We start from the raw sequence: 25,856 nt of genomic DNA on the forward strand, positions 1-25,856 counted from the left end.
TCTCTGGATAAATACCGCAGGAGGTAAAAGGAAATGTATCATAAAATAATGGATTTCAGAAGCGATACAGTCACCAGGCCGTCGGAGGAGATGCGCCGCGTCATCGCGGCCGCCGAGGTGGGAGACGACATATACGGCGACGACCCTTCGTCAAACGCGCTCTGCAAATATGCCGCGGAGATAACGGGTAAAGAGGCGGCGATCTTTGCCTGTTCGGGAACGATGGGCAACCTTCTCGCCTTTACGACGGCCGGACGCCACGGAGAGAGCCTGCTGGCTGGCAAGCGCTCCCATGTGTGGTGCGCCGAGGTCGGCGGCTTTTCCTCTGTCGCCGGGCTCTGTCCCTATCCGCTGGTTGACGACGAGGGCGTTCCCGATCCCGCGGAGCTCGCCGTAGCGAGCAGAGCCGACAACGACGTCCATCACCCAGATACGACGATACTCGCGCTTGAAAACACCCATAATTACACGGGCGGCATCGCGGTGCCGCCGGACCGCTTCGCGCAGACCGCGCGCGAGGGACGCCGCCTCGGCTTCCACGTCCATCTTGACGGCGCGCGTATCTTCAACGCCGCTGTCCGCCACGGCGTCGACGTGAGAAGGTACACCGACGAGGTGGATTCTGTGCAGTTCTGCCTCTCCAAGGGGCTTGGCGCGCCGCTCGGCTCGATGCTCTGCGGTTCGCATGAACTGATCGAGGGGGCGAAGAAGTGGCGCAAACGCCTCGGCGGCGCGCAGCGGCAGGTAGGGATCGCGGCTGCCGCGGGGCTTTACGCGCTGAAAAATAACGTGGCGCGCCTCGCAGAGGATCACGCCAACGCCGCGCTGCTCGTCGATCTGCTCAAAAGGGGCGGCGTAGAGGTGGAAGAGCGTCCCAATATGACGAATATGGTATTTTTCCCCCTCAAAGAGGGGCAGGTCGGCGACGCGGAATTTGAGGCGAGATGTCTTGAAAAGGGGCTGCTGGCGCACATGATCTCGCCGCGCCGCGCGCGCTTTGTGACGCATCTCGACGTTGACCGCGAGGATGTGGAGCGCGCCGCCGCGATAATCCTGGAGGTCCTTTCGGCGTGATAAAATTTCTACCCCACAATGAAATAGAGGCGCTTGCCGCCCACATGCTCGATCTCGCCTCGCGAAAGGGCGCCTGGGGCGCGGACCTTCTCTACAGCGAGGGCGGCGGCAGCGGGCTGACGCTCAAGGACGGTGAAACGGAGGAGTGTGTCTCCGGCTCCTCCGCCGGCATCGGCATCAGGACGATAATGTCCGACGGACGGCAGGGTATCGCCTACGGCAGCCGGCTCGACAGGGACTCCGTGGATTCGCTCGTCGAGTGGAGTCTCCACAACGCGCTGGCCTCGGAGCCGGAGGAGGGCATCACCCTCTACGACGGGCCGCTGGTGCGCTGCGAGGAGCTTGAGGCGGAGGACGGGCGGATACGAGAGATCACCGCCGCCGACCGCATGAAATATTGTCTTGAAATGACACGGGAGGCGAGGTCGCTCGACAGCCGCGTCGTCTCGGTCCGTTCCGCCTCCTGGCGTGACGGCTGGGGAGCCTCCTTTTTCGCGACGACGAAGGGACTTTCGGGCTGGGAAGAGGGCTCAAGCGCCAACTGCGGCGTTATGGTGCTCGCGCAGTCCGGTGAGTTTACCGAGATGGGCGGTTATGGAATGGAGGCGCTGTGCCTGGACGAGCTGGACATCCAAAAGAGCGCGCGTACGGCGGTGGAACAGACCGTTGCCTCGCTGGGCGGCACGCAGCTCGACACCGAAAGCTATACCATAATGATAGAGCCGGAGACGGCCGCCGCGCTTGTCGACGTCATCGGAGGCCTATTCTGCGCCTCCGACGTGCACCGCGGGCGTTCGATGATGAAGGGCCGTCTCGGAGAGCTTGTCGCCTCTCCCTGTCTTAATCTCACGGACAACGGACGTATCCCCTGGAAGCCCGGCAGCTCCTCTTGGGACTCCGAGGGTGTTCCTACCGGACGCACGGAGCTGATAAAAAACGGCGAGGCGAACGCCTTCCTCTATAATTTGCAGTATGCGATAAAGGACGGCGTCAGCTCCACCGGCAACTGCTCACGCGGGATGTCCTCGCTGCCCGACGTGGGAACGACGAACCTCATCCTCGAGGCGGGGACGGAGAGCCCGGAGGCGCTGCGCTCCCGGATCGCCAGCGGGATGTACGTAACGGAATTCATGGGGCTGCACACCATCGACCCGATCAGCGGTGATTTTTCGATCGGCGCCAAGGGACATCGGATAGAGAATGGCGAGATCACGACGCCGGTAAGCGGTGTCACGATGGCCTCTAATCTGCTAGAATTTATGAAGAATATCTCGGCGGCGGCCTCCGATCTGAAATACTCAGGTTCGGTGGCGGCGCCAACATTGGTGGTTGATAATGTTGTCATTGCAGGTAAATAAAAAAATATTCACGAGACTTATAACGGGGCTCCTCTCGCTCTTCATCCTCTCGGCCTCCTGCGCTTTCGCCGCGGAGAGCCTCTCCTTCTGGAACGGGGAGGTCAAAAAGGGCGACGTCACGATGCGCCGTAACGGAACGATGCAGGAGGTCGCCGTCGACGAGGTCATCTCGTCGCTCGGCTTCATACCCAAGAGCGACGCCTCCTCGATCATTGTGGTGCTGGAGGGAAAGAAGATCGAATTCTGGAACGCCTCGAACGTCGTGCGCGCCGCCGGAAGCATCATCAGCTTCCCTCTGCCGGTGAGCAATACGGACGGCCACTGGTGGGGCGAGGCCAAGTCGGTGGCCGAGGCCTTCGGTTACTTCTACGCCGCGATAGGCAAACCGGCCGCTTTCCGCTGGGGCGCATCCTCGGCCGCGCCTCAGCCTGCCGTACAGCCGAAGACCGCGGAGCCGAAGGCGGAGGAAAAACCCGCCGAACCGGAAAAGAAGCAGGCGGTAAAGATCCCGCCGGCGGAACCCGCGCTGCAGCCGGCCGAACCGGAGGAAAAATATACCCCAGCCGCACCTGCCGTGGCTTTCAGCGGCAAGGCGCGCCCGATCGTCGTCGTTGACGCTGGGCACGGCGGGCACGATCCGGGAGCCGCGGCAAACGGCGTGCGTGAGAAGGACATCAATCTCAAGGCGGCGCTCCAGCTAGGCGAGATACTGCGCCAGTACGGGATCGACGCGAGGCTTACGCGCAGGACGGACGTCTATCTGAAACTTGCGGAGCGTACCGCCTTCGCGAACAAAAACGAAGCCGACGTATTTATAAGCCTTCACTGTAATTCGATGCCCAAAGGACGGTCGAACGTCGCGGGGCTTGAATACTACATCATGGCCCTTCCTTCTGACAAAGACGCGATGAACCTGGCCATCGCGGAAAACAAAGAAATTTCCGCCGGTGTGGACAGCGCCGCCGAGGCGCAGCACGCCGACAAAAAGACGCAGTTGCTGCTCAAGATATTGGGAGACATGCAGCAAAATGATAAAATAAGTGAAAGCACGGCGCTGGCCGAGGTTATGCACAAGGCGGCGAAGTCCGGCTCCATGCCGATGCGGAAGGTGGCGCAGGCTCCTTTCTTCGTTCTGCGCGGAGCGGGAATGCCCGCCGTACTCGTTGAAATGGGATATCTCACCAACGCCGCGGAGGCGAAAAAACTCAGTTCTGCCTCCTATAGGGAGGCGCTCTGCCGCAGCATTGCGCAGGGGATCGTGCAGTACATCAAGGCGCATCCCACGCAGAGATAGGCAACAGCGATTGAATATGGCGGCCTGCGCTCCGGTCACCGGCCCGCGCAGTGAGTATGGGCCGCCCGTTCGCCCTGAGCGGAAAACCGAACCTGACGGCGAAAGCCGTCGTTTTCCCGTCCGCAGCCGAACGGACGAAAATATTTGACCGGTGTTTTGCTGGCGATTATGATACGGAGAGATAGATTGGGAGGACTGTTAATGAGGGATTCAGAGGGAAGACAGCGGCACTTTGTGATACAGGATAAGAAGGACGAAAGTTACGACTCTCCGTCCGTGCGCCGCCGCGGGATCATAAAGGGGCGCGAAGAAGAGGCCGAAGAGGTTCTCGAAGAGCTGCGCGCGCCGCGTCCCCGCAAATCGCTGCGCGAACGCGAGATGGAGGAAGAGGAAGAGTCCCGCACCCTGCGCCGCGGCCGCGGCAAAAAGCGCCTGAAAGAGGAAGAGGACTACGATTACGAGGAGGAGGACGAGGAAAATTACGGCTCCAAAGCTCCCAAAATCGTCCGTGTCTTTGCCTGGGTCGCGCTGATGATCATCCTCTTTGCCTGCGGCTACCTCGCCACCAACTACTTCTTCAGCTGGTCCGACAAAAAGGGCGGAGAGCGTATAGGCAGCGTCTACGGCACGGGCTCCGAGGTCAAAGAATCAGCGGCGACGGAGGAGACTCCCGCCTCCAATACGAAATATACCCTCTATCTGCCAGACGGCGATGGCTTCCAGAGCCGCGGCATCGATATAACCGGCGGCGGCACGAGGGAAGAAGACATCGCGAAAGTGATGTCGATGTACGTTGACAGCCTGAAAGAGACGAAGGCGCTCGACCCGGCGGTCTCCATAAACGAAATATTCCAGAGCGGAGACTGGCTCTATCTCAACATGACTCCCTCCTTCCAGAGCTCGCTCAAGAGCCTTGGCAAGGCCAAGGCGGAGAAGCTGCTCAGCGGCTTTACCAAGACGGTACAGGAAAACTTCCCGCCGCTGAAAAAGGTAAAATTCTACGTGAACTCCAAGGAGATCACCGACAAAACCCCCGTGGACCTCACACAGCCCTGGGAAAGGACCAATTAAAATGGCTGAATTGATCCGTATAGACGGGCGCGGCGTGGAGACGCTGCGCCCGATAACCTTTGAGCGCGCCGTCAGCCGTTACGCCGAGGGGTCGGCGCTTGTCAGATGGGGCAACACCCATGTCCTCTGCACCGCCTCTGTCGACGAAAAGGTCCCGCCTTTCATGCGCGGATCCGGCAGCGGCTGGATAACCGCGGAATACTCGATGCTCCCGCGTGCGACGCATCAGCGCAGCCCGCGCGACATCAGCAGGGGAAAACAGAACGCGCGCGGCAGCGAAATACAGCGGCTCATCGGCCGCTCTCTGCGCGCGGCGGTTGATATGACGAAGCTCGGCGAGCGGACGATCACCATTGACTGCGACGTGCTCCAGGCCGACGGCGGCACGCGCACCGCCTCCATTACGGCGGGCTTCATCGCCCTCTTCGACGCGCTGCGCTGGCTTCGCGCGAACGAGAGAATCGCCGCCATCCCACTTAAGAACCAGATCGCCGCCGTCAGCGTCGGAAAGGTAACCGGAACGCCGATGCTCGATCTTTGCTACGAGGAGGACTCCACGGCTGAGGTTGACGCCAACCTTGTTATGACCGGCGCCGGAGACTTCATCGAACTGCAGGGGACGGGAGAGGGCGGCTCCTTTTCTTACGCGGAGCTTGCGCAGATAATCGACCTCGGCTGGAGCGGCATCTCGGAGATACACCAAAAACAGCGCGAAATACTCGCGCTCAGTGAAGAAGAGAGAGAGCTGTTTGAAAAATGCAGATGATCCTTGCGAGCACAAACAGGGGAAAATACCGCGAGATGAAGGCGCAGCTGAAACCGCTTGGCGTCGAACTTCTCTTCGGCGGCGACTTTGAAAAGCCGCTTGAGGTCGACGAGACGGGAGAGAGCTATGCGGAAAACGCGCTGCTCAAGGCGAGGGCCTGGGCCGAGGCCACCGGCCTGCCGGCGCTTGCCGACGACAGCGGCCTGGAGGCGGAGGCTCTCGGAGGAATCCCGGGGATACATTCCGCGCGTATTATTGAGGGCAGCGACCGGGACCGGATGTACTGGCTGCTCGGAGAGATGAAGGATAAAGAGGACCGCCGCGGACGCTTCGCCTGCGCCGTCGCGGTAGTCTTTCCTGATAAAAAAGAGCCGCTTACGGTCACAAAATATTGTCCGGGGCGGATAACGCGCGAACCGGCGGGCGAGTCCGGCTTCGGCTACGACCCGATATTCGTCCCCGACGGCTTTGACAGGACCTTTGCCGAACTGGGTGACGAAATAAAAAATAAAATTTCCCACCGCGCAATGGCCGTAAAAGGTATAGCCGAAAAGCTCATACCTGTGGTACAATCATACGCTGTACGTGGTATGTAAAAATACTCGGGCGAAGCTGCGGCTTTGTCTCTTTATCTAGAAAATTTTGGAGGTGTGGTTTGTGAAAATTCTTCTTGGAATAATTCACATCCTTGTTTGTCTGGCTCTCATCGCTGTCGTAATGATGCAGCACAGGAAATCCGGCGGCTTCACCGGCGCGTTCGGCGGTGGCGGAACGCAGGCAGATATGAGCGGCACCTGGCAGCGCATGTCCGGCCTTACGAAGGTCACGGCGGTGCTCATGGGGGCCTTCATGGTCATCTCGATACTTCAGGTTGTCATCAGGTAAGCAGGACGACGATATGACCGTAAAACCTCTGGACGGCCAGAAAGATATCGCCTCATACGAACACGTCGGCGGACGGCTTTTTTCCGCGACACATGAGGAGATACTCACGGGCTGGACGACGGATATATATTTTCTTAAAACACGTGACGTCCTGAGATCGGCGGGACTTCTTGAGACCCCAGTGGTCGCCGAAGTGTTCACGCGCAAAAGGGGAACCTTCGCCGGCTCGGAAGAGGTCCTGAATCTCTTCCGCAAACTCCTGAACCCTCCACAGGTGGAGGCGCTTGCCGAGGGCGAAAGCTTCGAGGCGAAAGAGGTGCTGATGCGTATCAGCGGCACCTATGAATCGTTCGGCCTCTATGAGACGGTGCTCCTCGGAATGCTCGCCTCGTCGACCGGCTGGGCTACGGCCGCCAAAGAGTGCGTCGAGGCCGCGGAGGGCAGAAGCGTCCTCTGTTTCGGCGCGCGCCACGTCCATCCCGCCATCGCGCCGGTTATGGAGCGCGCGGCGAAGATCGCCGGCTGCAGCGCAATGAGCTGTATCCTGGCCGCGAAGCTCTGCGGCGAGGAGCCTAAGGGCACGGTGCCCCACGCGGCGATATTGATGGTCGGCGACACGGTTAAATTGGCGAAACTCTACGACGCGCAGGTCCCCGCGGAAGAGCCGCGGATCGTCCTCGTAGATACCTTCAAAGACGAGGCGGAAGAGACGATGCGGGTTGCCGAAGCTCTCGGCGATAAGCTTGCCGGCATACGGCTGGATACCCCCGGAGAGCGCGGCGGCGTCACCCCGGAGCTGGTGCGCGAGATCCGCTGGCGGCTTAATATGGCGGGCTTCGACAAAGTGCAGATAATCGCGACGGGCGGCCTGACCCCCGAACGCATAAAGGTCATGAACGAAGCGGGCGCGGACGTATACGGCGTAGGCAGCTACATCACGAGCGGCGCGCAGCGCGACATGACGATGGACATAAAAATGGTAAACGGCAAGCCGGTCGCGAAGAGGGGCCGTCTGCCCGGAATAATACCGAATCCTAAGCTTAAACGCGTGCTCTAGTCCCGCTGCCCGGCTCTCCCCCACGACAGCCGGGAGTGTCTCCCATGCCGGCCTCCGAAGTTACGTAAGGAGGCGTATGCCACGGCAGAAGGGAGCCGGTAGAAAACGCTTTGAGACATAAAACGAAAAATAAAACAAAGAATTGACTCTCTTTCTTAAGGAGGAAGATCCATGATAGGCACACGTTCCTTCATGGCCAAAGGTGAAGAAGTAGAGCGCAAATGGTACATCATTGACGCTGAAAACAAGCCCCTTGGCCGTCTCGCAGTACAGATAGCCCGCATACTCTCCGGCAAGCACAAGCCCACCTACACCCCCCACGTGGACACAGGTGACTTTGTGGTCGTCATCAACGCCGAGAAGGTAGGCCTCACCGGCAATAAACTCACCCAGTCCACCATCTCAAAGCACTCCGGACACCCCGGCGGACTTAAGGTGCTCACATACAAACAGATTCTTGAGCGCCGCCCCGAACGCCTCGTAGAGCGCGTGGTATGGGGAATGCTCCCGAAGACGAAGCTTGGCCGCGACATGTACCGCAAACTCAAGGTATATGCCGGAGCGGCGCATCCGCACGCGGCCCAGAAGCCCGAGCAGATAGACTAAGGATAGAGGTGGAATAAAATGGCAGACAAAAAATTCCTTTGGGGAACAGGCAGAAGAAAGAACGCTATCGCCCGTGTACGCATCTGCGAAGGCACAGGACAGTTCCTCATCAATAACCGTGAAGTAAAAGACTACCTCCCCCGTTTCTACTGGGCCTCGCAGGCTGTTGAGCCCCTCGCGGCGGCGGGTGTCGAAGGCAAAATAGACGTCTTTGTAAATGCCCACGGCGGCGGTCTCACCGGACAGGCCGGAGCCATCCGCCTCGGCGTGGCGAGAGCGCTGCTCAAGATGTATCCCAATGTGCGCCCCGTGCTTAAAAAGGCCGGACTCCTCACGCGCGACTCACGTATGGTCGAGCGCAAGAAGGTCGGACTCAAGGGCGCGCGCGCGAACAAGCAGTTCTCAAAGCGTTAATCGCGCGGGAGCCGCTTGCGGTTCAAAAGACAAAAACCATTCGCCTTTGGCGGTGTTTGTCACACAACATAAGCTTACTTTCAGGAAATGGCGCTGCTTCGGCAGCGCCGTTTCTTTGTATTTCAATCCGTTTAACGAAGGACGCGGGCCATACTTCTACAGGAACATAAAAAATTATCAATCCGCAGCGGCCTTAGGTCTGAGGCTTCAAATTTACAAACAGAAACATTGAGCGGTCGGTGCTGTGGGGCGGCGGGTGATCAATGCGCTGCCCAGGAGGCTGCCACTGTCCATTTGACCTGTAGAATGGCAGATTCATAAAATTTGCCGTCTTGACAGGTAAACGAGCGTTTACTATAATATTCAGTAAACGCTCGTTTACTTATGGGGAGGCGTAAGAAGATGGGGACAAAGGAAAAAATCCTCATAACAGCCCTTCGGCTGTTTGCGCAGGATGGATATGAGGCGGTCTCCGTGAGCCGGATCGCGGGAGAATTGGGCATGACGAAGGGCGCTCTCTATAAGCACTACAAAAACAAGCGCGACATCTATGACAGCATCGTGGCGCATATCTTTCAGCTGGATGCGGAACGGGCGAAAACATCAAAAGTTCCCGAGAAAACCTTTGACGAGACGCCCCTGCCGTTTCGTTATACCACCGTGGAGGGGCTAAAGACATTTATGGAGGCGCAGTTTCGCTATTGGTCGGAGGATGAGACCGCCTGTAATTTTCGCAGGATGCTGACGCTGGAACAATATCGGAATCCGGAATTGACGGAGCTGTATCACCGGGCCTTTACAAGCGGGCCGCTTGGTTATACGGAAGATTTATTTCGTGAGATGATGGGGCGGGGGCTTTGGCATAAGGGAAATCCCAGGCAAATGGCGGTGGATTTTTACGCTCCCTTTTACCTGCTGCTGAGTATCTCCGACGCCGCCTCAAGCGAGCCCGAAAAGAGAGCGGCGGCGGAGCTTTTTACGGCGCATGTTGAAGGGTTCATAGAAAAATATGCCTCGGAGGGCGAAGAAGCGGCCGACGGCGGAGATCATAAAAGCTGAATGGCTTCGTGCCGGATACGCGGAAATAATGGACGCCCGCGTTCGTTAAAGGCAGTATTAATAAGAAATGAGGAGAATTAGCAGTGATAAAGATAAGAAACGAAAGAGAAACAGATTACAAAACAGTAGAGGAGATCACCAGAAAGGCCTTTTATAACCTCTATATTCCCGGGTGCGCGGAACATTATTTAGTTCATATCATGCGCGGGCATGAGGATTTTGTCGCGGCGCTTGATTTTGTGCTCGAACTTGACGGGCAGGTGATCGGAAATATCATGTACACGAAAGCTAAGCTGATCGACGAAGCGGGGACGAAAAAAGAGATACTCACCTTTGGCCCCGTCTGCATCGCCCCTGAACATCAGAGAAAGGGCTATGGAAAGATGCTCATGGAGCATTCATTTCAAGAGGCGCTGGCGCTTGGCTATGACTCCGTCGTCATATTCGGCAGTCCGGTAAACTATGTGAGCAGCGGTTTCAAGAGCTGCAAAAAATACAACGTTTGTCTGGAGAATAATAAGTTCCCCGCGGCGATGATGGTAAAAGAACTTACCCCTAATGTCTTTGACGGCAGAAAATGGTCTTACTACGACAGCCCGGTGATGGCGATCTCGGAGCAGGAGGCCATGCAGTATGACGATGCTCTGGAAAAAATGGAGAAAAAATATCAGCCCAGCCAGGATGAATTTTATATTATGAGCCGTTCTTTCGTCGAATAAGACGAATTATCCCATGTCGGATGGATATGACAGGCTCAATAAAATTAAATTTTTAGATCATATTGATAAAACCGGATAATTGCCTCACGCCATAGCGTCCCGAGGTCAACGACGAACCCCGCCGCGTCAGCGGCGGAGCTCGTTTTTTCGCTCCCGCGCCGTTCTCCTCTTTCTTAAATTTATGAAGGCCGCTCTTTTCGACATATGCCTTGACAAAGTAACAACTTTAAATGTAGTATAAAGTTGTTATTTGTTCTTGTATGGGCGGATACGAAAAAACAGTACGGACAGCGTCGCTGAAACTGTGGAAAGACGGCAGGCTGTCACGGCATGTTGTCTTTGTTTACCTCGTTAGAGTTGGGTATTCATAAAAAGGGGCGGTTCCGCGTTCCTTTATTTAGAGGCTGATAAGAGCCTGCTGTTGGTCTCTTCGTTACTGTTTTCTTCGTCCGCTCCGTCAAGGAAAAACAAAATTCATGGAAAAGAGGGGAAAAGCATGACGAAAAAAGGCAGGAATATCTTGTTGGCCGCAGCAGCGGTATTGGCAGTGGCCGGGCTTTTTACGGCCTTTGGCCAGAAGGAGACGGAGAAGACCGTCATTACGGCGAGCGCGAACAATTGGGACAGTCAGAACCTCCACAACGCGATAGCGAAGCTTGTGGTCGAGCATGCCTATGACGGCTACGAATTTGGAACGTCGGCCGCCTCTTCAACGATGAATTGGCAGTCGCTGCTCGCGGGGGAGGTCGATCTCGATATCGAAAGCTGGACCTTCAACGTGCCGTCATATCCCGACGATATCGCGCGCGGAGATATCGTCGACCTTGGAACGCTGGTCCCCGACAGCAAGCAGGGACTTTATGTGCCGCGCTATGTGATAGAGGGAGACCCCGCCCGCGGCATCAAGGCGCTGGCTCCGGGGCTAAAGAGCGTCGCGGACCTCGCAAAATACTGGCAGGTCTTCCCCGATGATGAAAAAGCGGGGCGCGGGCGTATCTACGGCTCCCTGCCCGGCTGGATGGCGGATGAGATCCTCTACAAAAAGTATGAGGCCTACGGCCTGAACAAACATTATGAATATGTACGGCTCGGAGACGAATCAACGCTCTTCGCCTCGCTGACCTCGGCCTATAACCAGGGGCTCCCCTGGGTCGGATACTGCTACGAGCCGACGGCGGTCACCGGCAGGCTGGACCTTGTGCTGCTGGACGACAGGCCTTACGACGCGGCGCTTTACCTCAAGGGAGAGAGCGCCTTTCCCGATCAGGAGCTGAAGATCGTCGCAAGCAAAAAGTTTCTCACCAAGGCTCCGGAACTGGCAGAGTTCTTTAAAAGATACAAAACTGGCAGCAGCCTCATCTCGAAGGCGCTTGCGCATCTCGACGAGACGCAGGACGGCATAGACCAGACCGCGGTGTGGCTCCTCAAGGGCAATGACGAACTGCTGGAGCAGTGGCTGCCGGAGGAAAATGCGAAGAAGCTGCGTGATTACCTGAAGACGCTTGATTGATACGGGGGCGGAGATTTTTATGGACTTCGTACAGCAGTATATACTGAACTTTCCGCAGAGCTGGCAGTTTAAGGCCGGCAAGGTGATCGATACCATGGTGATGGAGTTCGCCCGTGACCACCGGAGCGGACTGGAGCTTATAAAATCAGGGATCATCTTTATGATCAACTGTGTCCGGTGGTTTCTCTCCTCCGTTCCCTGGGTGGTGATCGTGCTCTTTGTCGCGCTGCTCTCGTGGTATCTGATGAAGAAGTGGTACGTCGGGGCGCTTTACGGGGCGATGCTTGTCTTCATCGGCAGCTGCGGGCTCTGGAACGAGATGATCGAGACGCTCAGTATAGTTGTCATGGGCGTGGCCGTCTGCGTCGCGCTTGGTTTTCCGTTGGGAGTATTCCTCGCCGTCAACCCGCGGGCCAACAGGATCGTACGCCCCATTCTCGACACGATGCAGACGATGCCCTCGTGGGTCTATCTGGTGCCGGCGGTGCTGCTCTTTCAGGTGGGGATGACTCCGGCGCTGATCGCGACGGCGACCTACGCGATCGTCCCGATGGTGCGTATGACGAGTCACGGGCTGATATATGTCGATAAGGAGATGCTTGAGGCCTCCTATGCCTTTGGTTCGACGAAGCTTCAGACGCTCATGAAGGTACAGATACCGCAGGCGAAGCCGACCATCATGGCCGGTGTCAATCAGACGATCATGATGGCGATGTCGATGGTCGTCACCTGCGCCCTCATCGGCGCGAAGGGGCTGGGCATGGAGATACTCATCGCCACGAACCGCGTGGAGGTCGGCCGGGCGCTCTTCCCCGGCATCTGCATCGTCATGCTCGCGATAATTCTTGACCGGCTGACGCAGGTCGCCGTCAAACGGCAGGACGTTTTGGGGGAAGAGGCCGATGGTTAGTCCGGAGATCATCCTCGAGGCCCGCAATCTTTCTGTCATCTACGGCTCTCCGAAGAGGGAAGCGGTGCGTATGATGGAGGAGGGCTCCGATAAGGCCGGGGTTTACTCCAAGACCGGCGCCACCGTCGCGCTGTGGGACGTGAACTTTCAGGTGAAGCGCGGAGAGCTTTTCGTCATCATCGGTCTCTCCGGCTCCGGGAAGTCGACGCTTGTGCGCTGCTTCAATCAGCTTCTCCGTCCGACCTCAGGGCACGTTCTCTTCGAGGGAAGAGAGATAGATTCGATGAAGAAAAAAGAGCTGCTGGAGTTCCGGCGCGACAAGGTCTCGATGGTCTTCCAGCACTTCGGCCTCTTCACGCACCGTTCCGTGATGGATAACGTCGCCTATGGCCTTGAGGTGCGCGGCATACCGCCGGAGGAGAGGCATGCCAAGGCGCTGGAATTTATCCGCATGGTTGGCCTCGACGGCTGGGAGGGCAAGGCGATCTCGAGCCTTTCAGGAGGCATGAAGCAGCGTGTCGGCATCGCCCGCGCGCTGGCGAACGACCCGGAGGTCCTGCTGATGGATGAACCCTTCTCGGCGCTCGATCCCATCGTACGCCGCGAGATACAGTTTGAATTCCTCCAGATACTGCGAAAGCTCAATAAGACAGTCCTCTTCATTACGCACGACATCGACGAGGCCTTCAAGCTTGGAGATACCGTCGCGATCATGAGAGACGGCAGGATAATTCAGGTCGATACCCCGGAGGAGATGTCCGCTAATCCGGCCGACGATTATGTGCGCTCCTTCATTGAGGGAGCCGACCGCTCGCAGGTGCTGACGGCGAAGAACATTATGACGGTGCCAACCTGCCTGATCCGCGTGAGAAACGACCCCGCCGGCGCGATTCGCGAGATGAGCCACGGCAATCTTTCCAGCGCCTACGTCGTAGATGACAGGATGCGGCTCGTTGGCGTGATCCCGATGGACGCGGCGCTGAAATGCCTGCGGGACAAGACGCCGCTCTCCGAGGCTGTCGAGCGGGAACCGGTGACGACGACGGAGGATACCCTGCTGAGCGACATCATCCCTCTCGCCGCGGGCACCCGTTATCCGATCGCGGTCGTTGATCCCGACGGAGTGCTGAAGGGCATCGTGAGCCGCGCGGCGGTGCTCTCTTCTTTGGTATGACGGTTGCCTTTTATGCCGCTTGTGATAGTATTTTCCCTATCGGAACCATACATATCAAAGAGGAAAGCGCAGGTTTTCTGTTGATGACAGAGGAAGATGTCCCGGTAAGCAGTCCCCGTTACAGACAGGTCGCGGTGGATATAGCGGCGAAGATCGTAAACCGCCAGTACAGGGTCGGGGAGCGGATATACGCCCGTTCGCTCATTGCGAGCACATATTCCGTCTCGCCGGAGACGGCGAGGCGGGCCATCGCCGTGCTGGCCGATCTCGGCATTGTCGAGGCGACCAAGGGCAGCGGCGTGCATATCATCTCCTATGACAACGCCATGAAGTTTCTCCGGCAGTCCAAAGACTATAAGACCCTGTCGGGGTACAGGCACAGCATTAAAAAAATGGCCGAAGAGGTATTCAGCCAGTGCGGCAAACTGAAGGACGAGATAGAGAGTCTGGTGAGCCACGCGGAGCAGTTCCGTTCCAGCAACCCCTTCACCCCCTATGAGGCCGCGGTCCAGGAGGGGGCGCCGTGCGCGGGGCGAAGCCTCTCCGAGCTGAAATTCTGGCAGAACACCGGCGCGACGATCGTCGCTATCGGGCGGGGCGGCGCCTGTATGCTCTCCCCGGGACCGCACATGGGCCTTCGCGAGGGGGACGTCCTCTATTACGTGGGGGATGAGCGCTGTATCGACCGGGTGCTGCACCTGACAAAAGGCGAACTCTCCCTCTCAAACGCCAATATGTAGATAGTTTATCAGGAAACATAGCGCGCAATGCTCCGCGCCGGAGGTTTGGCCTCCGGCGCGGATGTCGTTACGCGGTCCGCGCGCACCGAAGCTTTAACAAATTTTAATTAAGATATATACTTCAAGTAATATGTAAGCGGAACGTTCCCGCTAAATTGGGTACGAAAGAAGATGAGTTGAGCCAATGACTGGTGATAAATTACTGGAAATAGAGGACCTGCATGTCTCCGTGGAGGGGCGCGCGGTCTTAAAGGGGGTCTCGCTTTCGGTCGGAGAGGGCGAGATACACGCGCTCTTCGGCCCCAACGGCTCCGGCAAGACGACGCTGCTCAATACCGTGATCGGCTTTTTCCGCTATAAGATAACGCGCGGCGCGATATATTTTAAGGGACGTGATATTACCGGCGCGACCATCGACGAGCGCGCGCGGCTGGGGGTAGGCATCTCCTTCCAGCGTCCGCCGACGATTAAGGGAGTAACGCTGCGTTCGCTGATCTCCTTCGGCAGCCCCGACCTCTCGCGGGAGGAGATCGAGAAGACGGCGGCGAAGCTCGACGCCGAAGAATTCCTCGACCGCGAGATAAACGCCGGGCTCTCCGGCGGAGAGATGAAGCGCACGGAGATGCTTCAAATAATCCTCCAGTCTCCGGAGCTCGTCTGTCTCGACGAGCCGGAATCGGGCGTCGACCTGGAAAATATGGCGCTGATCGGCAAGGCGGCGCGCATCGCCCTTGGACGCGACAGCTTTGACGGCGCGGCCTGCCGCCGCTCGATCAAGAGCCGCCGCGCCGATTACAAATCCGGCCTCATCATCACGCATACGGGGCAGATAATGGATCATCTCTATGTCGATAAGGGACATGTGCTGATGAACGGCGAAATAGTCTGCTCGGGCAACGCCCTGGAACTGCTCGGTGAGATAAGGAGCCATGGCTATACCGAATGCTTCCGCTGCGCGGGCTGCGAAAGGAGTGAGGGCTGATGAAAGAAGAATTCCGTGTGGACGAACATCTGGACGATTTCAGAGCCGACGCTCCCGTCCATGACGAAATAAAAAATATCGCCGAACTCCCCGCCGGGGACCGTGAAAGGCTTCTGCGGGCCGGTATCGACGACGAGGAGAAGGCGGCGGGGACCTTTGTCCACGCCGACCATAACACGGTCTACTGCAACGCTAACCTCAAGGGCGTGGAGCTGATGCCCATCTCCTACGCGCTCTTTAAGTATGATGGGCTCAAAGACTACTGCTGGAAGATAATCGAGAAAGAAAAAGACCCCTTCACTGAACTGGCGGCGAAGCGTTCCGAGGGCGGATACTTCATCCGCGCCGAAAAGGGCGCGAAGGTCGACTATCCCGTCCAGGCCTGTATGTACATCAAGACGGACGCGCTGGCGCAGGACGTGCACAATATCGTCATCGCGGAGGAGGGTTCGGAGCTAAACATCATCTCCGGCTGCGCCTCCGGCCCCAACGTGCGCTCCGGCCTCCATGTCGGCGTCTCCGAGATGTACGTCAAGAAGGGGGCGACACTCTCCTTCACGATGGTCCACGACTGGGCCGAGGAGATGTCGGTGCGTCCGCGCACCGTCGTCGTTGTCGAAGAGGGGGGTCGCTACATCTCCAACTACATCTGCCTCAAACCGGCGAAAGACCTGCAGATGTACCCGACGGTCTATCTCAACGGCGAGGACTCCGTCGCCACATTCAACACCGTGCTGATGGCGGGCCCCGGCTCGAAGATGGACACCGGCTCGCGCGTCTACCTGCGCGGTAAGGGGAGCCGCGCGGAGATCGTCTCGCGCACCGTCTCCACCGGCGGGGACATCTACGCGCGCGGCCACCTCATCGGCGAAGAGGCGGGCGTCAAGGCGCACCTGGAATGCAACGGCCTGCTGCTCTCTAACCAGGGTAAGATCCACGCGATACCGGAGCTTGAGGCGCGCCACAAAGACCTCGAGATGTCGCACGAGGCGGCGGTCGGCAAGATAAACCAGGAGGAGACGGAATACCTCATGGCGCGCGGCCTCTCCGAGACCGAGGCGCAGTCTCTGATCATCAAAGGCTTCCTCTCGCTCGACATCCTCGGCCTGCCGGAGTCGCTGCGCAAAGACGTGGAGCGGACAATAGAGGAATCGACAGCCGCCGGGGCGATGTGATACATACCGGCTGTGCGTTTATCGCTGTAAACGGCGGGCGCTCTCACCAAAGAGAGCGCCCGTTTTGCTGGTGTGCGGCGGCCTCTCCGCATCATCTGTCACGTAATTTTTACTTGACCGCTGTCATTTGAAAGACTAAAATTTATTAGTTGACGCTATGGAAAATCGGGCATTATGCCTGAGAAGGGAGAAATTTTTTTTATGGACGCAAGCGGCCCCAGTCCTGAACCTGTGGGACAATCTCTTTTAATTTTCATCTAGCAGACCCCGGGCCGTTTCGTACCCGGGCGATGCGGGTACGGAGGGAATTTTATGTTAAAGATCACCAAGACCACCGAGTCGCAGCTTATTGAGCTGACGCCTGACCGGATAGAGGTCGGCGCGTGGATAAACCTTGTACGCCCGTCGGCGGACGAACTCAACGTGGTAGAGGCGATAACGGAGGCGCCGCAGGACTTCATCAGGTCCGCGCTCGACCCCGAAGAATCGTCTCGTATTGAGATAGAGGATAACCATATCCTTGTCCTTATAAATGTTCCGATAAATCATGACTCTCATGTCTATGAATACGACACGATACCGCTCGGCATTATCATCACCCCTGATTATATCGTCACCATCTGCCAGGAATATAACGACGTCATCCAGAATTTTTCCGAGACGCGCTTCCGCTATTTCAGCACCTTCAAGCGCACGCGGCTCTTATTCCAGATACTGTACCGTTCGACGATGCTCTTCCTGAAAGACCTGCGCCAGATGACGCACCGTTCCGACCAGATAGAGCTGGACCTGCGCAAATCGATGAAGAACGAGGAGCTCTTTCAGCTACTCGACCTGCAAAAGGGGCTCACCTACTACTCGATGTCCCTGCGCTCCAACAAGGTCGTCGTGGAACGGCTGCTGCGCCTCTGCTCCAACCCGCAGGTGAGCCACATCATCAAATTCCGCGAAGAGGACGAAGAGCTGCTCGACGACGTCCATGTCGAATATGACCAGGCGATCGAGATGGCGCAGATACAGACCGACGTCCTCGCGGGGATGATGGACGCCTTCGCCTCCGTCATCTCCAACAACCTGAATATCGTGATGAAATTCCTCGCCTCGATCACCATCGTCATGGCGATCCCGACGATGGTGGCAAGCTTCTTCGGCATGAACGTCCCGGTTCCCTGGGAGGGCGACCCGATGGGGTTCGCCATCGTCAGTACCGTCGCGCTGGGGCTGACGATCGTCGCCATCTGGGCGCTCTGGAAGAAGCGGCTCTTCTAAAAATCCGACTGTAAATTATTAAAGATGGAGGGCGCCCCGCGTGCGGACGCCCTCCATCTTTGCGGTTTGTACCGGACGGTATTTATTTCATGGTGGCCCGCAGAATATCTATCGTCTCCAGGGCCCGCGCGTTTTTTCCCTCCGCGAGGTACTGCGTGGAAACTCCGAGGACGAAGGCGATGATGAAATTCGCGGTCTGTACGGGGGTGTGCGTCTTCATTATTTCAAGGTTAGAGGCATAGCGGGCGACATACGAGGCGACGACCTCGGTGAGTTCTCCGACGAGCACGCTGAATTCCGCCCGGAAGGGCTCAGAGCTCATCGCCAGATTGGAAAACTCAAGACGCAGGCGGTGGATGTCCGAATCCTTAACGATGCTCTCCCTTGAATATTCGCAGATAAAGTCGATAAAGCCGTCCGAGGAGGAGATGCCCTCCATCTTTTCCCTGATGTCGCCGACAAACGACTCCTTGAGCTGTCTGATAAGGGCGATAAAGAGCCCCTCTTTATTTTTATAGTGATAGGATATCTGGCTGATGGCGACGCCCGCCTCCTGCGCGATGTCGCGCATGGAAACCTGAGCGTAACCATTCTGTGAAATGAGATTAAGCGCGGCCTCCAGAATCCTTTTTGACGTATCCTTCTCTTCGGTATGCAAGGCGGTATATCCCTTCTCTCACGGCGGTGAACATTTTCTTTAAGGATAAATATATCACATTTTTTACCCGCGGGACCGCGGCTGGGCGGCGGCCGGCGGCTGTTTCCATGATAATACGGAAAAAGTAAGAGTCTGATTGACTTATCTGTTTGGATTGTTATAATAAGAACGTTCGTTCTAATACTGATATTAAAAAAGTTTTAGGCTACGTCGTTTGCGCTTTGACTTTTGCCGGTGTGGAACGGATAATAAAAAAGTTATTTGAAATGTATCTCGAAGGGAGCAGCATAGATGAAGGTTTCGGAGTTCTTTACCGGCAAGAGGATACTTCTGACGATTCTCGCAGTGTTAATAATCGGTTCTTCCATCACCATCTATTTTAAGGAGAAGCCCAAAGAAAAGTATGTCAAGGCCTCGGGCACGGTCGAGGTGACGCAGGTGCAGCTTGCGCCGCTAGCCGGCGGCCGCATAGAGGAACTTGCGATAGACGAATCGGACCACGTGAAAAAGGGGCAGTTCATCGCCCGTCTTTCGCTGGACGGGGCGGACGACGAGGTGAAGATGGCGGAGGCCGCGCTCGCCGCCGCGAAGGCGCAGCTTGAAGAGCTCAGAAACGGCTTCCGCAAAGAGGACATCTCAAAGGCTAAGGCCGAACTCGCCGCGCGCAAAGTTCAGTATGAACAGGCCAGGCGGGATGAAAAGCGCTTTGCGGCGCTAGCGGCGGACGGCGTGGTGGCGGCGCGCGACGCGGAGCTCTACGCCGAAGCGTCAAAAGCGTCCTACAACGCGATGCAGGCGGCCTCCGACCAGGTGCGGCTGCTGGAAAACGGCATGCGACCCGAGCAGATATCGGCGGCGGAGGCTAATGTCGCGCGCGCCGAATCGGCCTATCAGAGAGCCAGGACCCTCGTTGGCTATAAAGAATTCTATTCGCCCGCTGACGGCGTTGTTTTGACGAAAAATTACCAGATAGGCGACGTAGTGAACGCCGGCGCCGCCATCGCCACCCTCGGCGATATGAACGACTGCTGGGTCAAGCTTTACATCCCCTCGACACAGCTGGGGCTCATCAAACTTGGCGCGAAGTGCAGCGTCTACGTGGATCCTTTCCCCAAACGCGCCTTCGAGGCCACAGTCACCGAGGTCAACCAGCAGGTCGAGTATAACCCGCGCATGTCGCTGACGCAGAACGAGCGCGCGAACATGGTCTTCTGGATAAAGATCTCCATCAAGGATACGGAGGGCGTCATCAAGCCCGGAATGCCGGCGGACGTCACGATATTATGATAGAGGCCGCGCCGGAGCGCATCCTCTCTTACCGCAGCGTCACAAAAGATTTCGGCGCGCTGCGCGCTCTGGACGGCGTCGACCTGGAGATAAAAAGGGGAGAAATATTTGGCTTCATCGGCCCCGACGGGGCGGGGAAGACGACGATGATGCGTATCGCCATGGGTATCATCAACCCCGACGGCGGCGAATGTTCGTTGCTCGGCTCGACCGACAGGCGCAAAGCCCGCGTCATGGCGGGTTACGTGCCGCAGCTCTTCAGCCTCTATCTGAACATGAGCGTTATGGAGAACATCAGCCTCTTTGGCTCGCTCTACGGCAAACCGGCGGGTGAAGTCGAGCGGCGCGCGGAATATATCCTTTCGCGCGTCGGCCTCTGGGGCTTCCGCGACCGTTTTGCGGGGAACCTTTCGGGAGGTATGAAGCAGAAGCTGGCCCTCGCGATCGGGCTGCTCAACACGCCGGAGATACTGCTGCTCGACGAACCGACGACCGGCGTCGACCCGGTGGCGCGCCGCGAATTCTGGGCGCTTCTCTACCAGTTCAACCACGAGGGGCTCACGATCGTCGTCAGCACCCCCTACATGGACGAGGCGGAGCTCTGCACGAGGAAATTGTTCCTTAACAATGGAAAAATACTTGACATCGGTACCACGGGGGAGCTGCTTTCGCGTTATCCGTACAAGCTGCTCAGCCTTGGCAGCGGCGGGCGTGAGATCCGCGGCTGGCTTGAAGGCCGACCACACATCGTGGACGCCAATATGTTCGGCTCGAAATACCACATCGTGACGGACGACGCGGAGAGTGCGCGGAGCTGCATCGAAACGGTCTTTAAAGAACACGGCAGCCCGCTGCCGGAGATCCGCGGCATCGAACCTGGGCTCGAAGATCTCTTCGTCGCCTTTGCGGGAAAGGAGAACTGACATGCCCCCCGTAGTGGTCCGTACGGAACACCTGACGAAAAAATTTGGCAGCTTCACCGCCGTTGACGATATAAACATGTCCATCGAGGAGGGGGAGGTCTACGGCTTTCTCGGCCCCAACGGCGCGGGAAAATCGACGACCATCCGCATGCTCTGCGGCCTGCTCGCGCCCACCTCGGGCAAGGGGCTCGTTCTTGGCCTCGACCTGGCCTCCAACGGACAGAAACTAAAGGAAAAAATCGGCTACATGTCGCAGAAATTCTCGCTCTATCCGGAGCTCTCCGTCCTGGAAAACCTCAACCTCTATTCGGGGCTCTACGGGCTCAAGGGCGCGGCTAAGAAAAAGCGTATTGACGAAATGATCGAGCTTGCGGGGCTTGTGGGGCGCGAGAACGAACCCACCTCGTCGCTCTCCGGCGGCTGGCGGCAGAGGCTTGCCCTCGGCTGCGCCATCCTCCACAAGCCGAAGATACTCTTCCTCGACGAGGCGACGAGCGGCGTCGACCCCAAGGCGCGCCTGCTTTTCTGGGACATCATCTACGACCTTGCCGCGAACGGCACCACCGTGATGGTCACCACTCATTTTATGGACGAGGCGGAACACTGCAACAAGGTCGCCTTCATCTACTATGGGCGGCTGATCGCCGACGACTCACCGGACAACCTGAAGAAAAAGATCCCCGGCAGACTATATGAGGTGACGGCGGCGGACCCGATGGCGCTGCTCGCCAAGGTACAGGCCGGAGAGGGCGGCCCGATGATCGACTCCTACTTCTTCGGCGACAAGGTACACCTGCTCGTCGCGCAGGACCGTGAGATAACGGCGGAGGGTATCTTCGCGGAGAGCAAGATCGAGCGCATCGAACAATCGATGGAGGACGTCTTCGTCTACCTCGTCAAATCCCACGCTGGTGACGACCTGGGAGACGGACGAATATCCGGAATCGGTAATGCCACTGCGAATCAGGCCCAAGAGGCGAAAAAAGAGGGGACAAAATGAACTGGGAACGGATGCACGCACTGATAGTAAAAGAATTCATACAGCTTATGCGCGACCGCATCACGCTGGCGATAGTCGTATTCATGCCGCTGGCGCAGCTGCTTATTTTCGGCTTCGCCATCAACACCGACGTAAAGCATCTGCACACCGTCGTCTTCGACCAGTCGCGTACGCAGGAGAGCCGCGCGATGATCAACAGCCTCACCTCCAGCAACTACTTCGACATCATAAAATACGCCGGAAGCGTCAAAGAGGTCGACCAGACGGTAGAATCGGGCCGCGCGAAGGTGGGCATCGTATTCCCGCCGGATTACGCGAGCCGGATAAAGGGCGGCCGCCAGACCTCCGTTCAGGTGATAATCGACGCGACGGACAACCTAAGCGCCTCCTCGGCGCTCGCCGCGGCGCAGACCATCGGCATGCTTAAATCGCAGGAGATCCTCGCGGAAAAATTCTCGCGCCTCGGCATGAAGATACCGGGACAGGCGGTGGATATGAGGATACGGTTATGGTACAATCCGGACTTCATCACCTCGTGGTACATCGTGCCGGGCATCATGGGGCTGCTGCTGACGCTGACGCTCATCTCAATGATGTCGATGGCCATCGTCCGTGAGAGCGAGCAGGGGACGCTTGAGCAGCTGCTCGTCACGCCGATGAAGATATGGGAACTGCTCTTCTCCAAGATAATCCCCTACATCGTCGTCGGCTACGTGCAGGTATTTATCTCCATCGTCGTCGGCATATTCGTCTTCAACATGCCCTTCCTCGGGAGCCTCACTCTCTTCTACTTCCTCACCTTCTTCTACGTGGTGGCGAGCCTCTCGCTGGGCATCATGATCTCCTGCTTCGCGCAGAACCAGACGCAGGCGCTCCAGATGTCTGTATTCATCATCCTGCCCAGCGTGCTCCTCTCGGGCTTCGTATTCCCGCTCGAATCGATGCCCGCGGGCTTCCGCTACCTTGGCGAGTGCTTCCCGATAACATACTACATCAGCCTCTCGCGCCAGATAATCCTCAAGGGCGGCGGCCTCGCCTACGTCTGGCAGGACACCCTCGCGCTCGTCGCCTACATTGCGGTGATGTTTACGGCGTCGATACTGATGTTCAAACGCCGCTTCGTTCCGTAAGCCGCGGCGTTTCCTGATGATCTTTCAGATTCCTAGAGGCATAAACGTGGGAAAGGACAGATAAAAAATGTTCACGAAAAAAATTGTCATGGCTTTTCTGATAATATCGCTCACGGCGGGAGCGGCGGCCGCTTCGCAGAGACCGGCTGCGGAGGATGGCGCGCCGCAGACGCCGCCGGTAACGGTTCCCGCCGTAGACGACGCGCTGCTTGCGGCGCTGCTGACGACGGTCTACTCAAATAATCCGCAGATCGCGGCGGCGGCTCAGAAGACGGCGGCCGCGGAGGCTCAGATCTCCCAGGCGCAGGCAAAAATGGGGCCGCGGGCCTCGGCGGGCATGGCGGCCCTCTGGCAGCGCGACGGCATATCAACTAATGTCGATATTCTCGGGCGTTCGATGAATGTGCCGATCCTCGGGTCGCACACCTACGCGGCGGCGGTCGGGCTTACACAGGTCATCTACGCCGGCGGCTCGCTGACGGCGAATAAACAGGCGGCGCAGCTTGCGCGCGACGCCGTTGAAGCGCAGGAGCGGCGCACGCGGCAGGGCGTGGAAAACGCCGTCTGCCGCGCCTACTACGCGCTGCGCTGCGCGCAGGCCAAAGAGCTGGTAGCCGCGGAGGCTGTCGAGCTCTCCAAAAGCCACATGGCGCAGGCGGAAAAACTCTTCAAAGCCGGAGTGGTGGCGAAAAACGACGTCCTGCGCAGCAAAGTGGCGGTAGCCTCGGCGGAGCTGGACCTCATCCGCGCGCAGAACGGCAGCGCCGTCGCGCTCACGGCCCTGCGCCGCGCTGTGGGGACCGACCTTCCCGACGGCCTCGCGGAGACGCGCCCGCTCGATAAAATATTTCCCACGGCGAAAGAGATGACGCCGCTCGTCCTCTCCGGAGACGCCGTACAGGCCGCCTTCGCGGAGCGCGAAGAGCTCAAAGTCTACGCGCTTCTCAGCGGACAGGCGGAAAAACTGGCGCGCGCCGCGCAGGGGCAGCTGCTGCCGCAGATACTAGGCGCGGTAGGCTACGTGGCGGCGGACGATAAATTCTTCCCCAGCGAACAGAGCGAACCGGTGGCGGCGGTTGGCCTCTACTGGAACTTCTACGACAGCGGCGAGATGCATGCCAAGACGACGGAGGCCAAAGCCAAGGCCAAAGAGCTGCTGTTCATGCTCGACGACATGAAAAACGCCATCCGCATGGAGGTTACGCAGGCCGAACTCAACCTGAAATCGGCGGAGAGCCGCCTCGTCGTCGCCACGAGGCAGTCAAACGAGGCGCGCGAGGACTACCGGATCGCCGCACGCCGCTACGCCGAGAGCGTCGGCACCAACCTCGACACCCTCGACGCGCGCCTCGCGCTGACAAACAGCCTCACGGAGCTGGCCACCGCGATGTACGATATCAAATCCGCCGAGGCCGACCTGCGCTACGCGATAGGCGAATAAAAAGAGGCATACTGTAAGGGATCAATAAATCAACGAGCCACCAATTCGTCACACCGGCCCTCGGGCAGGAGTGATGGATTGGGGGCTCGCTTTTTGTACGTTGAAATGATACCCGGAGAGACTCTGTACTCCAAAGTGACGGCGGCTACTCTTGCTATCCGCCTGTGATTGTTTCTGGTGGTTTTGTTCTAAACGGCAGCTGTAAAAACCGATACGATGTACGGTTCAGATTTGTTACGGCTGCTGCCGTTTCTGTTGGTTTTGCTTTCTTACCGCCGGGATCGCCTCTACGGAGAGGACTCCCGCGAGGATGAGCGCCGAGGCGATGAAGATGCGCCAGGTCATCGGCTCGCCGATAAAGATCACGCCGATGGCGCTGCCGAAGATGCCGGAGGTAGAGAGCAGGATCGCGACGTGCGTGGAGGTGGTGTATTTCTGCGCGGTGGTCTGGAGGACGAGGGTCAGCGCGAAGCCGATGGTGCCCGCATAGACGATCGCCGCCCACGCCGCGCCGCTGAGATGCGCCGGTATCGGTTCAAAGGCGAGGGCCGCGGCCACGGCGAGGATCATGCCGCCGAAGGCCTGCCAGCAGGCGAGGCCGCAGGGATCGGCGCCGTCGACAAATTTCTGCACAAGCAGAATGTAGGCGGTGACGAAGAGCATCGCGCCCGCGGAAAGCAGGTCGCCGGTGTTTACCGAGAGGTTTCCGTCAAGGACGAGTCCAGCCATGCCCGCGGTGCAGAGGGCGACGGCGGTGACAACGTGCCAGCCGGGAAATTTTCTCGTGAAGAGCCAGACGGAGAGCGGCACGAAGACGACGGACATGGAAATGATGAACGACTGGTTGCCGGCGGTGGTGTAGAGCAGGCCCACCGCCCCCGCGAGGTAGGCGCAGATAAAGACCATGCCGGTGAAGGTGCCCGCGGCCTTCGCGCGGCGCTCCATCGCCATCGCCCTTTTGCCGAATATGAGCATGACGGTGCCCCAGGCGATGATGAAACGCAGCGCGCAGAACCAGAAGGGGGTTATCCCGTCCAGAGCGTCTCGGATGACGACGTTCGTTGCCCCCCATATCAGGGCTACCAGGAGGACGGCGAGGTCTCCGATGATCATTTGTCTGCGTTTCGCTTCCATGGTAATAAAACCTCTTTTTTCGCGGTATATTTTTTACGAACATCGTTATATTATATCATTCAGTAAAATAACGGTAAAAAAATAAAAGGATTCCCTCTGGCGCTCTCCTCCTTGCCTGCGTTCTTTACAGATTTATTTTTTTTGCAGCCAGCTTATAATCGGAACGCCCGGCTGGCGGCTGGCGTTTCACCCCTGCGGCTGTTTTCTGTGGAGGGATTTC

The 25,856-nt window shown here is 57.9% G+C and carries 26 protein-coding genes; 24 read left to right on the top strand and 2 right to left on the bottom strand.

The window, feature by feature from the left end:
- Nucleotides 1-33 precede the first annotated feature (33 nt).
- From LIO98_RS05880 to LIO98_RS05970, 19 genes are all read left to right on the top strand, one after another.
- A complete protein-coding gene (locus LIO98_RS05880) occupies nt 34-1,074 on the top strand; it encodes a GntG family PLP-dependent aldolase (RefSeq protein WP_291954108.1) in 1,041 nt (346 codons plus the stop codon).
- A complete protein-coding gene (locus LIO98_RS05885; protein ID WP_291954110.1) occupies nt 1,071-2,432 on the top strand; it encodes a TldD/PmbA family protein in 1,362 nt (453 codons plus the stop codon). The genes LIO98_RS05880 and LIO98_RS05885 overlap by 4 nt, the downstream gene beginning before the upstream one ends.
- Nucleotides 2,410-3,726, top strand: coding sequence for an N-acetylmuramoyl-L-alanine amidase (locus LIO98_RS05890; protein WP_291954113.1), 1,317 nt, complete (start codon nt 2,410-2,412; stop codon nt 3,724-3,726). Before LIO98_RS05885 ends, LIO98_RS05890 begins: the two co-directional genes overlap by 23 nt.
- A gap of 201 nt (nt 3,727-3,927) precedes the next feature.
- Nucleotides 3,928-4,797, top strand: coding sequence for a GerMN domain-containing protein (locus LIO98_RS05895; protein ID WP_291954116.1), 870 nt, complete (start codon nt 3,928-3,930; stop codon nt 4,795-4,797).
- Between the two features lies 1 nt (nt 4,798).
- The gene (gene rph / locus LIO98_RS05900) at nt 4,799-5,563 is read left to right on the top strand and encodes a ribonuclease PH (RefSeq protein ID WP_291954118.1); all 765 of its coding nucleotides are present in this window, start codon (nt 4,799-4,801) and stop codon (nt 5,561-5,563) included.
- On the top strand, nt 5,554-6,159 hold the full coding sequence (rdgB, locus tag LIO98_RS05905) for an RdgB/HAM1 family non-canonical purine NTP pyrophosphatase (protein WP_291954120.1): 606 nt from the start codon (nt 5,554-5,556) through the stop codon (nt 6,157-6,159). Before rph ends, rdgB begins: the two co-directional genes overlap by 10 nt.
- Before the next feature lie 61 nt (nt 6,160-6,220).
- A complete protein-coding gene (secG, locus tag LIO98_RS05910) occupies nt 6,221-6,448 on the top strand; it encodes a preprotein translocase subunit SecG (RefSeq protein WP_066742800.1) in 228 nt (75 codons plus the stop codon).
- Between the two features lie 13 nt (nt 6,449-6,461).
- The gene (locus tag LIO98_RS05915; RefSeq protein WP_291954124.1) at nt 6,462-7,505 is read left to right on the top strand and encodes a nicotinate phosphoribosyltransferase; all 1,044 of its coding nucleotides are present in this window, start codon (nt 6,462-6,464) and stop codon (nt 7,503-7,505) included.
- A 171-nt stretch (nt 7,506-7,676) separates the two neighbouring features.
- Entirely contained in the window at nt 7,677-8,111 is a 435-nt protein-coding gene (rplM, locus tag LIO98_RS05920; RefSeq protein ID WP_291954125.1) for a 50S ribosomal protein L13, read from the top strand.
- A gap of 18 nt (nt 8,112-8,129) precedes the next feature.
- Nucleotides 8,130-8,525: a 30S ribosomal protein S9 gene (gene rpsI / locus LIO98_RS05925; protein WP_034441771.1), complete on the top strand. Its 396-nt coding sequence runs from the start codon at nt 8,130-8,132 to the stop codon at nt 8,523-8,525.
- Nucleotides 8,526-8,927: 402 nt separating this feature from the next.
- Nucleotides 8,928-9,584, top strand: a complete 657-nt coding sequence (locus LIO98_RS05930; protein WP_291954132.1) for a TetR/AcrR family transcriptional regulator — start codon at nt 8,928-8,930, stop codon at nt 9,582-9,584.
- A gap of 83 nt (nt 9,585-9,667) precedes the next feature.
- Nucleotides 9,668-10,303 carry an N-acetyltransferase gene (locus LIO98_RS05935; RefSeq protein WP_291954134.1) on the top strand — a complete coding sequence of 212 codons (636 nt, stop codon included), beginning with the start codon at nt 9,668-9,670 and terminating at the stop codon, nt 10,301-10,303.
- Between the two features lie 496 nt (nt 10,304-10,799).
- Nucleotides 10,800-11,813 carry a glycine betaine ABC transporter substrate-binding protein gene (locus LIO98_RS05940; RefSeq protein ID WP_291954137.1) on the top strand — a complete coding sequence of 338 codons (1,014 nt, stop codon included), beginning with the start codon at nt 10,800-10,802 and terminating at the stop codon, nt 11,811-11,813.
- Between the two features lie 19 nt (nt 11,814-11,832).
- A complete protein-coding gene (locus LIO98_RS05945; protein ID WP_291954140.1) occupies nt 11,833-12,723 on the top strand; it encodes an ABC transporter permease subunit in 891 nt (296 codons plus the stop codon).
- A complete protein-coding gene (locus LIO98_RS05950) occupies nt 12,716-13,897 on the top strand; it encodes a glycine betaine/L-proline ABC transporter ATP-binding protein (RefSeq protein WP_291954142.1) in 1,182 nt (393 codons plus the stop codon). Before LIO98_RS05945 ends, LIO98_RS05950 begins: the two co-directional genes overlap by 8 nt.
- Nucleotides 13,898-13,980: 83 nt before the next feature.
- Entirely contained in the window at nt 13,981-14,637 is a 657-nt protein-coding gene (locus tag LIO98_RS05955) for a TrkA C-terminal domain-containing protein (RefSeq protein ID WP_291954145.1), read from the top strand.
- A 184-nt stretch (nt 14,638-14,821) separates the two neighbouring features.
- Nucleotides 14,822-15,619 carry an ABC transporter ATP-binding protein gene (locus LIO98_RS05960; protein WP_291954147.1) on the top strand — a complete coding sequence of 266 codons (798 nt, stop codon included), beginning with the start codon at nt 14,822-14,824 and terminating at the stop codon, nt 15,617-15,619.
- Nucleotides 15,619-16,794 (top strand): SufD family Fe-S cluster assembly protein, encoded by a 1,176-nt coding sequence (locus tag LIO98_RS05965; RefSeq protein ID WP_291954150.1) that lies wholly within the window; start codon nt 15,619-15,621, stop codon nt 16,792-16,794. The genes LIO98_RS05960 and LIO98_RS05965 overlap by 1 nt, the downstream gene beginning before the upstream one ends.
- Nucleotides 16,795-17,106: 312 nt before the next feature.
- A complete protein-coding gene (locus tag LIO98_RS05970; RefSeq protein WP_291954153.1) occupies nt 17,107-18,063 on the top strand; it encodes a magnesium transporter CorA family protein in 957 nt (318 codons plus the stop codon).
- Between the two features lie 82 nt (nt 18,064-18,145).
- Here LIO98_RS05970 and LIO98_RS05975 read toward each other — a convergent pair whose 3' ends face one another.
- The gene (locus tag LIO98_RS05975; protein ID WP_291954155.1) at nt 18,146-18,721 is read right to left on the bottom strand and encodes a TetR/AcrR family transcriptional regulator; all 576 of its coding nucleotides are present in this window, start codon (nt 18,719-18,721) and stop codon (nt 18,146-18,148) included.
- A 291-nt stretch (nt 18,722-19,012) separates the two neighbouring features.
- On the opposite strand from LIO98_RS05975, the gene LIO98_RS05980 reads away from it, so the two are divergent.
- The 5 genes from LIO98_RS05980 (at nt 19,013) to LIO98_RS06000 (ending at nt 24,502) form a co-directional block, all read left to right on the top strand.
- Nucleotides 19,013-20,008, top strand: coding sequence for an efflux RND transporter periplasmic adaptor subunit (locus LIO98_RS05980; protein WP_291954158.1), 996 nt, complete (start codon nt 19,013-19,015; stop codon nt 20,006-20,008).
- Complete coding sequence (locus LIO98_RS05985) at nt 20,005-20,931, top strand: ABC transporter ATP-binding protein (RefSeq protein ID WP_291954161.1); 927 nt, start codon at nt 20,005-20,007, stop codon at nt 20,929-20,931. Before LIO98_RS05980 ends, LIO98_RS05985 begins: the two co-directional genes overlap by 4 nt.
- Before the next feature lies 1 nt (nt 20,932).
- Complete coding sequence (locus LIO98_RS05990; protein ID WP_291954163.1) at nt 20,933-21,931, top strand: ABC transporter ATP-binding protein; 999 nt, start codon at nt 20,933-20,935, stop codon at nt 21,929-21,931.
- On the top strand, nt 21,928-23,061 hold the full coding sequence (locus tag LIO98_RS05995) for an ABC transporter permease (RefSeq protein ID WP_291954166.1): 1,134 nt from the start codon (nt 21,928-21,930) through the stop codon (nt 23,059-23,061). Before LIO98_RS05990 ends, LIO98_RS05995 begins: the two co-directional genes overlap by 4 nt.
- Before the next feature lie 88 nt (nt 23,062-23,149).
- Nucleotides 23,150-24,502 carry a TolC family protein gene (locus LIO98_RS06000; protein WP_291954169.1) on the top strand — a complete coding sequence of 451 codons (1,353 nt, stop codon included), beginning with the start codon at nt 23,150-23,152 and terminating at the stop codon, nt 24,500-24,502.
- A gap of 234 nt (nt 24,503-24,736) precedes the next feature.
- On the opposite strand, the gene LIO98_RS06005 is transcribed toward LIO98_RS06000, so the two are convergent.
- Nucleotides 24,737-25,636 (bottom strand): DMT family transporter, encoded by a 900-nt coding sequence (locus LIO98_RS06005; protein ID WP_291954172.1) that lies wholly within the window; start codon nt 25,634-25,636, stop codon nt 24,737-24,739.
- Nucleotides 25,637-25,856 lie beyond the last annotated feature (220 nt).

It is taken from the genome of Cloacibacillus sp. (assembly GCF_020860125.1).
GTDB lineage: Bacteria > Synergistota > Synergistia > Synergistales > Synergistaceae > Cloacibacillus.